At 70.0% G+C, this 14,040-nt stretch carries 10 protein-coding genes and 1 riboswitch; of the genes, 4 read left to right on the plus strand and 6 right to left on the minus strand.

Features of this window, described 5'->3' with window-relative positions; genetic code table 11:
- The first annotated feature begins 66 nt into the window (after positions 1-66).
- Positions 67-227: riboswitch (cyclic di-AMP (ydaO/yuaA leader) on the plus strand.
- A 3-nt stretch (positions 228-230) separates the two neighbouring features.
- On the plus strand, positions 231-1,001 hold the full coding sequence (locus OHT01_RS17340; RefSeq protein ID WP_328554044.1) for a transglycosylase SLT domain-containing protein: 771 nt from the start codon (positions 231-233) through the stop codon (positions 999-1,001).
- A gap of 70 nt (positions 1,002-1,071) precedes the next feature.
- Here the strand turns inward: OHT01_RS17340 and OHT01_RS17345 are convergent, their stop codons facing one another.
- Positions 1,072-1,881 carry an HAD family hydrolase gene (locus OHT01_RS17345; protein ID WP_328554045.1) on the minus strand — a complete coding sequence of 270 codons (810 nt, stop codon included), beginning with the start codon at positions 1,879-1,881 and terminating at the stop codon, positions 1,072-1,074.
- A gap of 291 nt (positions 1,882-2,172) precedes the next feature.
- On the opposite strand from OHT01_RS17345, the gene OHT01_RS17350 reads away from it, so the two are divergent.
- Positions 2,173-2,934 carry a hypothetical protein gene (locus OHT01_RS17350; RefSeq protein ID WP_328554046.1) on the plus strand — a complete coding sequence of 254 codons (762 nt, stop codon included), beginning with the start codon at positions 2,173-2,175 and terminating at the stop codon, positions 2,932-2,934.
- A 497-nt stretch (positions 2,935-3,431) separates the two neighbouring features.
- On the opposite strand, the gene OHT01_RS17355 is transcribed toward OHT01_RS17350, so the two are convergent.
- Entirely contained in the window at positions 3,432-4,655 is a 1,224-nt protein-coding gene (locus OHT01_RS17355) for an FAD-dependent oxidoreductase (RefSeq protein WP_328554047.1), read from the minus strand.
- A 27-nt stretch (positions 4,656-4,682) separates the two neighbouring features.
- Positions 4,683-5,933 carry a carboxylate--amine ligase gene (locus OHT01_RS17360; protein WP_443043408.1) on the minus strand — a complete coding sequence of 417 codons (1,251 nt, stop codon included), beginning with the start codon at positions 5,931-5,933 and terminating at the stop codon, positions 4,683-4,685.
- 249 nt (positions 5,934-6,182) lie between these two features.
- On the opposite strand from OHT01_RS17360, the gene fahA reads away from it, so the two are divergent.
- Entirely contained in the window at positions 6,183-7,412 is a 1,230-nt protein-coding gene (gene fahA / locus OHT01_RS17365; RefSeq protein WP_328554049.1) for a fumarylacetoacetase, read from the plus strand.
- Between the two features lie 365 nt (positions 7,413-7,777).
- Here the strand turns inward: fahA and recQ are convergent, their stop codons facing one another.
- Positions 7,778-9,787, minus strand: a complete 2,010-nt coding sequence (gene recQ / locus OHT01_RS17370) for a DNA helicase RecQ (protein WP_328554050.1) — start codon at positions 9,785-9,787, stop codon at positions 7,778-7,780.
- Positions 9,788-10,078: 291 nt separating this feature from the next.
- On the opposite strand from recQ, the gene OHT01_RS17375 reads away from it, so the two are divergent.
- Positions 10,079-10,741: a hypothetical protein gene (locus tag OHT01_RS17375; protein ID WP_328554051.1), complete on the plus strand. Its 663-nt coding sequence runs from the start codon at positions 10,079-10,081 to the stop codon at positions 10,739-10,741.
- Between the two features lie 68 nt (positions 10,742-10,809).
- On the opposite strand, the gene nuoN is transcribed toward OHT01_RS17375, so the two are convergent.
- Positions 10,810-12,468: an NADH-quinone oxidoreductase subunit NuoN gene (gene nuoN, locus OHT01_RS17380; protein ID WP_328554052.1), complete on the minus strand. Its 1,659-nt coding sequence runs from the start codon at positions 12,466-12,468 to the stop codon at positions 10,810-10,812.
- Positions 12,465-14,036, minus strand: coding sequence for an NADH-quinone oxidoreductase subunit M (locus OHT01_RS17385; RefSeq protein ID WP_328554053.1), 1,572 nt, complete (start codon positions 14,034-14,036; stop codon positions 12,465-12,467). Before OHT01_RS17385 ends, nuoN begins: the two co-directional genes overlap by 4 nt.
- Positions 14,037-14,040: the final 4 nt, after the last annotated feature.

Here is a 14,040-nt window from a genome sequence, read left to right on the forward strand (position 1 = left end):
CGGACATGTGCTCTCGCATACGTTCTCGTCGATCCCGGGCGGATCGCCGAATCCTGCCGCCGCCCGGAAACCCACCCACCCACGCACGGCAGGAGCGGGGGAACCACAGGTAAGCCGCCGATCCGGACACACCGGACCGGCTAGGGGTGAAGCCGCGCCCAGAACGCGGCCGGGCATCTCCCGCCCGAACCCGACAGCTCACCTCGCAGGCGTCGGAGAGGAAATTCGTCATGCCCGTACGAGGCAAGCACCGCCGCACGAAGACCAACGTCATCACCCGGGGCATGATCGCCGCCGGAACGGGCGGCATCGCCCTCGCCCTCCCGCTCGTGAGCGCCACCGGCGCCCAGGCCGCGACCCCGGCGCAGGCTCCCCAGCTCACGAAGGCCGCCCACACCGCGGTCGTCCCCAACGTCCAGCTCCTCACCTACAAGGTGGTCGCGGGCGACACCCTTTCGAAGGTTGCGCAGAAGCACCCGACGAGCGGTGGCTGGAAGAAGCTGTACACGGCGAACCGCGCGGTCATCGGCGACAACCCCTCCCTGATCCGCCCCGGTCTGAAGCTGACCGTGGGCACGAAGACGCTGAAGTCGACCGTCGTGCGCACGACCGCGAACGCGACCCCGGCCGTCGCCAAGTCCACGGTGACCACCGCCACGCAGGCCTCCGCCAAGACGTACGCCAACAACCTCGACGGCTGGATCAAGCAGTCCCTGGACGTCATGGCCAAGGCGGGCATACCGGGCAGCTACGACGGCATCCACCGCAACGTGATGCGCGAGTCCTCCGGCAACCCCAACGCCATCAACAACTGGGACTCCAACGCCGCCGCTGGCATCCCCTCCAAGGGTCTGCTCCAGGTCATCGACCCCACGTTCCAGGCCTTCCACGTCCCGGGCACGTCGATGAACATCTACGACCCGGTCGCGAACATCACCGCGGCCTGCAACTACGCGGCCAAGACCTACGGCTCCATCGACAACGTCAACGGCGCCTACTGATCGCACCCCCGCTTCCCCCTCGCCCGCCGGCGGCACCTTTCGAGGTCCGCCGGCGGGCGCGTTGCCGCCGCTAGAAACCGAAGAGACGCTCCAGGACCACCGCGATGCCGTCGTCCTCGTTCGACAGGGTGACCTCGTCGGCCACCGCCTTCAGTTCCGGGTGGGCGTTGGCCATCGCCACGCCGCGCGCGGCCCAGTCGAACATCGGGATGTCATTGGGCATGTCACCGAAGGCGAGCGTCCCCGCCGGGGTGAGTCCGAGGTGCGTGGCGGCGAGAGCGAGTCCCGTCGCCTTGGTCACACCACATGGCTGGAGTTCGACGGTGCCGGGCCCGGACATGGTGACCGTCGCCAGTGAACCGACCACACCCCGCGCCGCGGACGCCAACTCGTCGTCCGACAACGACGGGTGGCGGAGCAGGACCTTGCTGATCGGCTCCGTCCAGAGGTCGTCCCGGCGCGGCACCCGCACCGCCGGCAGCGTCGGATGCGGCATCACGTACCCCGGCTCGATGAGCGTCAGGCCGTCCACACCGTCCTGGTCCACCGCCGCGTAGAGCAGTCCGACCTCCGCCTCGATCTTGCCGAGCGCCGTCTCCGCCAGTTCCCTGTCCAGGGTCACCGACCAGAGCATGCGGTCCGCCCCGGCGTCGTACAGCTGCGCCCCCTGTCCGCACACCGCCAGTCCCTCACCGCCGAGTTCGTCGAGGAGCGGTCGCACGCGCGGGGCGGGGCGGCCCGTCACCACGAGATGCTGGGCACCCGCCTGGATCACCTTCGCCAACGCGGCCCGGGACCGGTCGGAGAGTGTGTCGTCGCCGCGCAGCAGCGTTCCGTCCAGGTCAGTGGCGATGAGTGAATATGCAGTCGGAGCGGCCATGATCCGAAGAATACGGATCGAACGACTCATCGGCCCGGCGTGAACCGGACGACGTCCGGTATCCCGTCAGCAACGCCGTTCACCGTACGGTGGCAAGCGCGTTGCGACCGCTTCGGATCACGCAGGGTCCGCTTCCGCCCACACCGACTTTCCCGCACACGACCGACCACAACACCCCAACACGCCCGGCGGCAAGGAGACTCGGTGTCCGGCCGCCTCGAAGTCGGCTCGCACCACGACGGTGGCCGCCGACGAGTACGGACCCGCCCGACACCAAGTCAGAGGAGACACATGCCCGTTGAGCCGATCGAGTCCGCCGGGCCCGCTGAGTCCCTCGGGTCCGCCGGGTCTGCCGAGTCCGCCGTCTCGGCCTGGTCCGCTGTTCAGCCTCCTGGACCGTCCCACCCGGTGACCCCGTTCCGCCAACACCTGCGCACCGCAGGCGAAGCCGTGATCCGGCGCTTCCCGGACTCCCTGCGGTCCGAGATCTACGCCCTCTCCTTCCGCATCTGGCGGATCGACGGCGACGAGCGCCATCCGTATGTGGCCATCGGCTACAACACCGAGACCCAGTACGGCCGGGAGACCTACCCGGAGGACCCGGGCGAGGCTCGCTGGAACTACGCCCTGTGGCTGCTGGACGGTTTCGAGATGCTGGGCAACGTCCCCGAGGACCCGGCCGGCAGCCCGCTGTACGTCGACGAGGTCAAGGAGTTGGGGATCTGGTTCGACGGTGACTACGACTTCTACGCGATGGATCTGCCGGAGGAAGCCGAAGCCGAACTGGACGCCAAGTCCGACCTTCTCCAACTGCACTTCCACGACTGCGTCATCGACCTCACCCGGCACCTCCACACCGACGGCATCCTCACGGAGATCTTCGGCCGCGATCTCCCCGTCGTGGTCTTCGACATGGACTTCCCCGGGTGGGAGATCGAGGCCACGGAGGCCGCCAACCCACCCGCTTCGATCGTGGACTTCATGGCCTGGCAGCGGGAAGCAGCCGACGAAGGCGCGACGAGGACCGAGGAGTTCCTCGCCGAAGAACTCTGACTACCGAGGCGACCCCCGCGGCTGCGGCTGCGGCTGCGGCTGCGGCTGCGGCTGCGGCTGCGGCTGCGGCAACCGTGGCGACCGGCCAGACAGCCGGCCAGACAGCGAGCCAGCCGGCTGGCATGCCACGTCATGCCACGCTGCTCCCCGAACCTGCCCAGACAGCCGGGTGCGCCACCGAGAGGCAGGGAGGGGAGCGGACTCAAGCCCAGCCATCCCCTCCCCCCGGTCTCAGCCCGAACCCCCGAACCCGGACGCCCAGTCCCCTCGGAAGGCAGGCCGGAGCCGCCCACCGGGCGAGGCACCACGCCCCCGAGGCAGGACCGAACCGACCTACCTCCGAGACGCCGGCTTCCGAAGGACCGATGGCCGGAGAGCCAGGGCCGGAGACCCGAGGGCGCGGCCGAGAGGTCGGCGTCGGAGGGCCGGGACCGGGGCCGTAGCCCCGGGTCGGACGCCTGGGCGGCCACGCCCTGTCGGCCCGGCCCTGCCACGGCTCACCCGTGCGCGGCCACCAGGTGCCCGGCCAGCCGTGGCGAGGCGAACTCGGTCCCGCACACGAACCGCATCACCGGCCCGTACGAAGCGGCCGCCGGCAGACCCGTGAAGTACAGCCCGGGAACCGAGGACCGGTACCCCGCGCCCAGCTTCGGTGTACCGCGGCTCACCGCCAGCTCCGCGCGGAGCTCGTGCCCGAGGAAGTCCATCGCGGCGATGTCGACGCGATAGCCCGTCGCGGCGATCACATGATCGGCGGAGAGCTCGTCCACCCGCCCGCCATGGGTCTGCACCGTGAGAACGGGGCTCCCCTCGGGGGCCGCGGCGCCGACGATCCACTGGACCTCGCGGACCGTGACCTTTCCCTCGAAACGGTCCCGGAGCCACCAGGCACCGAGCGGACCGAGCACCCGTCGGACCAGGTAGTGCCGGGCCTGGGCGGGCAGATAGCGGTAGGGCTGCGGGTAGTAGCTCAGGGCCCACAGGGACCAGGCACGCCCGAACGGCGACTCGGGGCGCAGCGCGGGCTGCTTCCACGGCGGCGCGCCGAAATCGACGGCACCCTTGCCCCGGGACACCACCAGCACCTGCGCGCCGACCTCGGCCGCGAGCGCCGCCGTCTCCAGAGCGGACTGGCCCGCGCCGACGACTATCAGTTCCTTGCCGGAGAAGCGGCTCAGGTCGTGCTGCTGCGAGCTGTGCGAGAGCGGGCCGGTCGGTGCGGGACCGTCGGGCGCCGCACCCGCGAGCTCGGGAGGCAGATGGGCCAGACCGGACAGGCCGGTGGCCACCACGACCGCCCGCGCCGTGAACGACTCCCCCGAGTCCAGCTTGAGTTCGAACCCGTCGGACGGGCCCGCCCCCTCCCGGCCGCCCTTGCGGTCGATCGACACGACCCGCACCCGCTCCAGGTCGGGCAGCAGCTTCTGCTGGAACCACTCCCCGTACGCGATGAACGTATCGACCGGGATGATGTCCTCGTCCGTGACCAGGCGCGGTATCCCCGCCGCGCCGCAGTAGTCGGCGAGCGTGTGTCCGGGCTGCGGGGCGTCGATGCTGGAGGCCGCCGGCGTCGACTTGAGGAGCATTCCCTCGGGCATGTGGTCGCGCCAGCTGACCATGGGCTCGCCGAAGACACGTACGGGCACACCACGCGCCCGCAGATGGGCTGCGGTGGACAGGCCGAACGGGCCCGCACCGATGACTGCTACCGGATGAATCACGAAGTCCCTCCCCAGGACGTATGACGCCTACTTCGCGGTGGAACTGCTGTTACTGCCACGGCGGTTGGTCCGCCACAGCTGATAGAGATGCTTCGCGCCCGGCCGCACGAAGCGTGCCAGCATCGTGAAGAACGGCCGCAGGTCGTCACCCGCGAGCCACGCCAGTTCCGTACCGCTCGCGCGGGTCGGCGCGTGCGGGGTCGTATAGCCGCTGCGCCGGTACGCGAGCAGAGCCGGCAGGTCGATGTTCTCCACGATGTACCGGTGACCGGCCCGCTGTTCCCCTTCGGGAACGGCACGCCCGGTCAGGTCCAAGTGCATGGCACGGACGACGTCCACCCCCGACTCGCTCTCGAAGAGCCGGAATTGCGCGCCCATGCGCGGGTTGAAATCGAGAAGCTTGTACTGACCGTCGCGACGGTCGAATCGCAGGTCGAGGTCGATGATTCCGCTGAAGCCGATCTGTTTTATGAAACGCGCGGCGAGGTCCGCGAGTTCCGGATTGTCGACGACGTACGCGTTCGCCGTCATGCCCGCGTGCGGCGGCCAGGAGCGGACCTTCACACCCGTGAACATCGCGAGCGGCGCGGAGTCCGCGTCGAAGTACGCGTGCACGATCCAGTCCTCCGCCTCCTCCCTCGGCAGGTACTCCTGGAGGATCACTCCGGGCCTCGGACCCCAGTCCCGGGCGAGGGCGAGCAGCCCGTCACGGGTGGCGATCCTCGTCGTGCCGTTCACCGCGGGACGGCTTCGGCGCACGAACGCCTCGCGGTTCTTGGCGACGACGGGGAAGCGGGCCTTCTCGGCGAACTCCTCGATCTCGTCGTACGACTGCGGAAAGGCGGCCTCCGGGCTGGGGATGCCGTGCTCCACGCACAGTTCGTGGAGCCCCTGCTTGCTGGCCAGCCGACGTGGCAGTTCGGCGTCCACACGCGGGAAGAGAAAGCGGTCGGCCAGTTCATCCTGGTTCTCGGCGATCAGCACGGCGGCCTCCTCGTCCGTCGGGACGAGGACCGTGGGACGGCCGATCCGCCGGCCGATCCGCAGCAACCCCTCGACAAGCCGCCCGGGTTCCTCCGTCCCCGTGGTCGGCCAGACGAAGGCGCGTCGCAGATAGCGTGAGCTCGCCGCCGGTGTGTAACGGTCCTCTGTGATCGCGTACATCGGAATGCCGAGTCGGCCCAGACTCCGTATGGCGCCCACACCGCCGTGATGCAGCGGGTAGTCGCCGAACTTCACGATGAGGCCCGGCACTTCCCGGTCGGCGTCGACAGGCACACCCCTGGAACTCCTGGCCATGGGTCCCCCCACATGTCCCCCCTACGGACCGGACCCACCCCGTCCGTGTCCCCCAAAGGACGCTAAGCCGGAATTACCGCGTCCGACAAGGCTAATTCGGACATTGCAAACTCTTTAGGCCCTGCCACAGCATGGTCACTCCCCCGTAACGTGTGCCCCGACCACATGAAACGCGTGGATCGCATGGATCACATGGCGAGTACGAATCCGAAAGCGAGGCACCCACCGATGCCCCCCTTCGATGTCCCCGAGGGCGATCCCTTCGGCCCGCACAACCTGCCGTACGGCGTGTTCTCCCCGACCGACCCGGCCGGCGCCCCCGAACGACGTGTCGGCGTAAGGCTGGGCGACCACGTCCTCGACGCGGGCGCCGCAGCCCGAGCGCTCGGCTCCCCGTACGCCGGGCTGCTCGCGCAGCCGACCCTCGACCCGCTGCTCGCCGCGGGCCGCACCGCCTGGTCGGACGTCCGGCGTGCGCTCACGGCCTGGGTGACCGTCCCGGCCCACCGGGAGACCCTCGCCCCCCATCTCCATCCGCTCTCCGACGTGACGCTGCACCTCCCGTTCACCGTCGCGGACTACGTGGACTTCTACGCCTCCGAGAACCACGCCCGGAACGTCGGCCAGATCTTCCGCCCCGACGCCGAGGACTCCCTCACGCCCAACTGGAAGCATCTGCCGATCGGCTATCACGGCCGCGCCGGCACGGTCGTCGTCTCCGGCACGGATGTCGTACGCCCGTCGGGCCAGCGCAAGGCCCCGGCGGACGCCGCCCCGGTCTTCGGCCCCTCGGTCCGCCTGGACATCGAGGCGGAGGTCGGCTTCGTGGTCGGCACCCCCTCGGAGCAGGGCCGGCCCGTGCGGCTGAGCGACTACCGCGATCACGTCTTCGGCGTCTGCCTCCTCAACGACTGGTCGGCACGCGACATCCAGGCCTGGGAGTACGTCCCCCTCGGCCCCTTCCTCGGCAAGTCGTTCGCCACGTCCGTGTCGGCGTGGATCACCCCGCTCGACGCCCTCGACGAGGCCCGCGTCGTGTCTCCCGCCCGCACGCACCCCCTCCTCCCCTACCTCGACGACGCCACCGAGGACCCGGGCGGCTACGACCTCCGGATCTCCGTCGCCATCAACGGTCATGTCGTCTCCGAACCACCCTTCTCGACCATGTACTGGACGGCCGCCCAGCAGCTCGCCCACATGACGGTCAACGGCGCTTCCCTGCGCACCGGCGACCTGTACGGATCCGGCACCGTCAGCGGTCCCTCCGAGGGCGAGCGCGGCTCCCTGCTCGAACTCACCTGGAACGGGCGCGACGCCCTCGAACTCCCCGACGGCAAGCGCACGTTCCTGGAGGACGGTGACGAGGTCACCCTGACGGCCTGGGCCCCCGGGCCGAGCGGGACCCGGGTGGGCCTCGGCGAGGTCCGGGGCCGCATCACGCAGGCCGTCCCTCAGTAGGAGTCCCACGACGGGGACGAGGTCCGTGTCACGGTGGCCAGGATCCTGGCCACCGTGCCCGCGCCGAAGCAGCCGCGAACACCCACGGGGACCGGCCGCCCTGCACTCTCCCCCGAACCACTGGGCCGCCCGCCGTCCCACGCCACACGGACGAGGGCACCCGGACGAGGGCACCCGGTTCACTGCCCGGTACCGCTCGGCCGCCCGGTGTCCCCTCCTCCGCGCCGATGGGCCGCCGATGGGCAGATGGGCCGCCCTCTCCGCCACCCGGTACGGACGGGCCGCCCGCTTCCCGTCCGGTACCGATCGGCCGCCCTCAACCGTCCGGCCCCCGCCGTCCGGTACGACCCGACCGTTCGGTGCCGCTACATCCAGTCCTCGGGCTCCGGCTCCTGGTCCAGCTCGGGCCAGTCCGGGTCCGGGCCCTGATCGGCCGCCGGAGCCGACGCGGCCGCGGGTCCGCCGTCGGCCGGCGGTGCCGCGGGCGTGCCGCCGCCCAGCGAGGCGAGCACCGCGACGACGCCCTCCCCGTAGGTCGCCAGCTTCTTCTCGCCCACCCCGCTGATGCCGCCCAGGTCCTTCACCGAGGTGGGCCACACCGTGGCGATCTCCCGCAGCGTGGCGTCGTGGAAGATGACGTACGCCGGGACGCCCTGCTCACGCGCCTGCTCGCCACGCCAGGAACGCAGCGCCTCGAACGCGGGGACGAGCTCGGCGGGCAGCTCGGCCGCGGCCGCCTTGGCCTTGCGCTCACCCCTGGGAGCCGACGACCGGGAAGCGGCCGGCTTCGGCGCCTCCTTGCGCAGCGGCACATCGCGCTCGCGCCGCAGCACGGTCCCGCTGCCCTCGGTCAACGCCAGCGTGCCGTACTCGCCCTCGACCGCGATCAGCCCCTGGGCCAGCAACTGCCGTACGACACCACGCCATTCGGACTCCGCCAGCTCCTCGCCGATCCCGAACACGGAAAGCTGGTCGTGGTCGAACTGGATGACCTTGGCGGTCTTCCGGCCCAGCAGGATGTCGACGATCTGCCCCGCGCCGAACTTCTGCCCCCGCTCACGCTGCAGGCGCACCACCGTGGACAGCAGCTTCTGCGCCGCGACCGTGCCGTCCCAGGTCTCCGGGGGCGTCAGGCAGGTGTCGCAGTTGCCGCAGGCCGGGGTGTTCGGGTCCTGGCCGAAGTAGGCGAGGAGCTGGGAGCGCCGGCACTGGGCCGTCTCGCACAGGGCGAGCATCGAGTCCAGATGGGCGGCGGCCCGGCGTCTGAACGCCTCGTCGCCCTCCGAGCCCTGGATCATCTTGCGCTGCTGGACCACGTCCTGAAGGCCGTACGCCATCCACGCCGTGGACGGGAGTCCGTCACGGCCTGCGCGGCCCGTCTCCTGGTAGTAGCCCTCGACCGACTTCGGCAGGTCGAGGTGGGCGACGAACCGGACGTCCGGCTTGTCGATACCCATGCCGAAGGCGATCGTGGCGACCACGACCAGGCCCTCCTCCCGCAGGAAGCGGGACTGGTGCGCCGCACGCGTGCCCGAGTCCAGACCCGCGTGGTACGGCACCGCCTCGATGCCGTTGCGGGAGAGGAACTCGGCCGTCTTGTCCACCGAGTTGCGCGAGAGGCAGTACACGATCCCCGCGTCGCCCGCGTGCTCCTCGCGCAGGAAGGACAGCAACTGCTTCTTCGGGTCGGCCTTGGGAACGATCCGGTACTGGATGTTGGGCCGGTCGAAGCTCGCCTCGAAGTGGCGGGCCGTGGGCATGCCCAGACGCTGGGTGATCTCCTTGTGCGTCGCGCGCGTGGCCGTGGCCGTCAGCGCGATGCGCGGGACGTCCGGCCAGCGCTCACCGAGCAGCGAGAGCGCCAGATAGTCGGGACGGAAGTCATGGCCCCACTGGGCCACACAGTGCGCCTCGTCGATCGCGAAGACGGAGATCTTCGCGCGGGAGAGCAGGTCCAGCGTGTTGTCCAGACGCAGCCGCTCCGGTGCCAGATAGAGCAGGTCGAGTTCCCCGGCCAGGAACTCCGCCTCGACCACGCGCCGCTCGTCGAAGTCCTGCGTGGAGTTCATGAACCCGGCGCGCACGCCCAGCGCACGCAGCGCGTCCACCTGGTCCTGCATGAGCGCGATGAGCGGCGAGACCACAATGCCCGTACCCGGTCTGACCAGGGACGGAATCTGGTAGCAGAGAGACTTTCCGCCACCGGTCGGCATCAGGACGACGGCGTCTCCGCCCGCCACCACATGCTCGATGATCGCTTCCTGTTCGCCGCGGAAGGCGTCGTACCCGAAGACCCGGTGGAGAGCGGCCAGTGCCTCGCTCCCGCCCAGCGTCTCCGTCGCGTCCGCTTCGGTCATCACACCCGTCCCGCCCATCGTTCTGTCCCCCGTACGTCGCGCCTCGACCACTGCGTCCCACGATAGGGGTCCGCACCGACAGTCCGAGAGTTGTCCACAGGCTGCGGGGGACCGGCTTCCCTACGCACCGGCGCCCGGCCCGGCTCACTCCCCTGCGCGGCGCGCCCCACCCGTGTTCAACCCGTTGGCCCCGCTTGCATGGCGGGGCTCCGTGGCCGAGGCCCATGCTGCTCGGGCGGGAGGAGGGGGCCCGCCACCCACGGACCCATGTCGTCCGTACGCCTCTCTCGCGTCTCTAGGAGCCCTCGCATGTCCCAGCGTCCCCTCAGGACCGTCATCACCCTCGTGACAGCCGCCGCCGCGTCGCTCGCCCTGTCCGCCGTCCCCGCCCCGGCCGCGGACGGCCCGGCCGACTCGAAGACCGTCCGGGACCTGACCACGGCGTACCTGGCCAGCGTCAAGTACCTCGACGAGAAGGTCGCCCTCGCCGACGGATACGTCCCCCATCAGTGCTCCTCGGATCCCGCGGGGCACGGCAGCATGGGCTACCACTACTTCAACGAGTCCCGCTACGGCTCGCTCGACCCGGCCAAGCCCTCGGCCCTCCTCTTCGAGGACGGCAAGGACGGGAAGCGCAAGCTGGCCGGGGTGGAGTGGATCGTGCTGGACTCGGACCAGAACATGAAGACCACGAAGGACCGGCCCTCCATGTTCGGCGGCCATAAGTTCGACGGTCCGATGCCGGGCCACTACCCCGGCATGCCGATCCACTACGACCTGCACGTCTGGCTCTGGAAGCACAACCCCAGCGGGCTGTTCAACCGGTGGAACCCCCGGGTGAAGTGCCCGGCCGCCCCGACCCACCCCGGCTCGACCGCCCCGACCCACCCGGGCTCGACCAGCGCCGCTCACTCCGGCTCGACCGGTACAACCCACTCCGGTTCGTCGGGCACGGTCCGTCCCACCCACTGAGAACGGCTCGGGCCCCGCTCCCGTGAAGGGAGCGGGGCCCGAGCCGCGCAAGGGCCGGCGAGGCCCGCTCAGCGCACGAAGACCCCGGCCTGGCTCGCCAGGTTCAGGAAGTACTGCGGCGCCACACCGAGCACCAGGGTGACCGCCACGCCCACCGCGATGGCGGTCGTGGTCAGCGCCGACGGCACGGCCACCGTCGGCCCCTCGGGCTTCGGCTCACTGAAGAACATCAGCACGATCACGCGGATGTAGAAGAACGCCGCGATCGCCGACGAGATCACACCGACCACGACCAGTGTTCCCGCGCCGCCCTCGGCCGCCGCCTTGAACACGGCGAACTTTCCGGCGAATCCCGAGGTCAGCGGGATGCCCGCGAAGGACAGCAGGAAGACCGCGAACACCGCGGCCACCAGCGGGGACCTGCGTCCGAGACCCGCCCACTTGGAGAGGTGCGTGGCCTCGCCGCCCGCGTCCCGGACCAGCGTGACGACCGCGAAGGCACCGATCGTGACGAAGGAGTACGCGGCCAGGTAGAAGAGGACCGACGAGACGCCGTCCGGCGAGGTCGCGATGACACCCGCGAGGATGAACCCCGCGTGCGCGATCGACGAGTACGCCAGGAGCCGCTTGATGTCGGTCTGGGTGATCGCGACGATCGCGCCGCCCAGCATGGTGACGATCGCCACGGCCCACATGACCGGCCGCCAGTCCCAGCGCAGCCCCGGCAGGACGACGTAGAGCAGGCGCAGCAGCGCTCCGAACGCGGCCACCTTCGTCGCCGCCGCCATGAAGCCGGTGACCGGGGTCGGCGCGCCCTGGTAGACGTCCGGTGTCCACATGTGGAAGGGCACAGCGCCGACCTTGAAGAGCAGGCCCATGACGATCAGGGCCATTCCGATGAGCAGCAGTACGTCGTTGCCCATGGTGCCGGCGAGCGCCGGGTCGACGTTCGTGACCGTGCCGTCGACGACGTGCGCGATCGTCGCGTACGACACCGAGCCCGCGTAGCCGTACAGCAGGGCGATGCCGAAGAGGGTGAACGCGGAGGCGAAGGCGCCGAGCAGGAAGTACTTGACCGCCGCCTCCTGCGACATGAGCCGCTTGCGGCGGGCCACGGCGCACAGGAGGTACAGCGGGAGCGAGAAGACCTCCAGCGCGATGAACAGGGTCAGCAGGTCGTTGGCCGACGGGAAGACCAGCATGCCGCTGATGGCGAAGAGCAGCAGCGGGAACACCTCGGTGGTGGTGAACCCGGCCTTCACGGCGGCCTTCTCGCTGTCGCTGCCGGGCACCGAGGCGGCCTGGGCCGCGAAGGAGTCGACCCGGTTTCCGTGTGCCTCCGGATCGAGGCGCCGCTCGGCGAAGGTGAAGACGCCGAGGATGCCGGCCAGCAGGATCGTGCCCTGGAGGAACAGGGACGGTCCGTCGACCGCGATCGCGCCCATCGCCGCGATGTGCGCCTTTGTCGTGCCGTATCCGCCCGCCGCGAGCGCGACGACCGCGGCGAACGCCGCGACCAGCGCGACGACGGCGACGAACACCTGTGCGTAGTAACGGGACTTGCGCGGCACGAAGGCCTCGACCAGGACTCCGATGACCGCCGCGCCGATAACGATCAAGGTGGGCGACAATTGCCCGTATTCGATCTTCGGCGCGTTGATCTTGGAGATGGGCTCGGCTGCGGTTGCCGCCGTTGTCCACAGGCTGTGGACGGCTGATGCGCTCACTTGGCCGCCTCCACCGCGGGCTGGGGGTCCGTCTTGTGTACATCTGACATGGTCTGCTTGACCGCCGGGTTGACGATGTCGGTGACCGGCTTCGGGTAGACGCCCAGGAAGATCAGCAGAGCGATCAGCGGGGCGACCACCAGGAGCTCGCGCACCCTGAGGTCAGGCATCTCGGCCACCTCCGCCTTGACCGGGCCCGTCATCGTCCGCTGGTACAGGACGAGGGTGTAGAGCGCGGCGAGGACGATGCCGAAGGTGGCGACGATGCCGACGGCCGGGTAGCGCTCGAACGCGCCCACCAGGACCAGGAATTCACTCACGAAGGGCGCGAGACCGGGGAGCGACAGCGTCGCGAGGCCGCCGATCAGGAAGGTGCCCGCGAGCACCGGGGCGACTTTCTGCACCCCTCCGTAGTCGGCGATCAGACGCGAGCCGCGCCGCGAGATCAGGAAGCCCGCCACCAGCATCAGGGCGGCTGTCGAGATCCCGTGGTTGACCATGTACAGCGTCGCGCCCGACTGGCCCTGACTGGTCATCGCGAAGATGCCCAGGATGATGAACCCGAAGTGCGAGATCGACGCGTAGGCGACCAGTCGCTTGATGTCCCGCTGTCCGACCGCCAGCAGCGCCCCGTAGATGATGCTGATCAGGGCCAGGACGAGGATCACGGGCGTCGCCCACTTGCTGGCCTCCGGGAAGAGCTGGAGGCAGAAGCGGAGCATCGCGAAGGTGCCGACCTTGTCGACGACCGCCGTGATCAGCACGGCGACCGGGGCAGTGGCCTCACCCATGGCGTTGGGCAGCCAGGTGTGCAGCGGCCACAGGGGCGCCTTCACGGCGAAGGCGAAGAAGAAGCCGAGGAAGAGCCACCGCTCGGTGCTGGTCGCCATGTGCAGCGATCCGTTGGCCCGCGCCTGGACGATCTCCTGGAGCGAGAAGCTCCCGGCCACCACATAGAGGCCGATCACGGCGGCCAGCATGATCAGGCCGCCGACCAGGTTGTAGAGAAGGAACTTCACCGCGGCGTACGAGCGTTGGGTCGCCGCCGCCTCGTCCCCGTGTTCGTGGGCACGGTCCCCGAAGCCGCCGATGAGGAAGTACATCGGGATCAGCATGGCTTCGAAGAAGATGTAGAAGAGGAAGACGTCGGTGGCCTCGAAGGAGATGATCACCATCGCCTCGACGGCCAGGATCAGGGCGAAGAAGCCCTGGGTCGGACGCCAGCGCTTGCTGCCGGTCTCGTGCGGGTCGGCGTCGTGCCAGCCCGCCAGGATCACGAACGGCATCAGCAGCGCGGTGAGCGCGACGAGCGCCACCCCGATGCCGTCGACGCCCAACTGGTAGCGCACCCCGAAGTCCGCGATCCAGGCGTGGGACTCGGTGAGCTGGTAGCGGGCGCCACCGGGGTCGAACCGCACCAGGGTGACCGCGGCGAGCACCAGGGTGCCTAGGGAGACGAACAGCGCCAGCCATTTGGCGGCGACGCGCTGCGCGGCCGGCACGGCGGCCGTGGCGATCGCCCCGAGGGCCGGGAGCGCCGCCGTCGCTGTCAGCAGAGGAAAGGACATCGGT

It is taken from the genome of Streptomyces sp. NBC_00358 (assembly GCF_036099295.1).
Classification (GTDB): domain Bacteria; phylum Actinomycetota; class Actinomycetes; order Streptomycetales; family Streptomycetaceae; genus Streptomyces.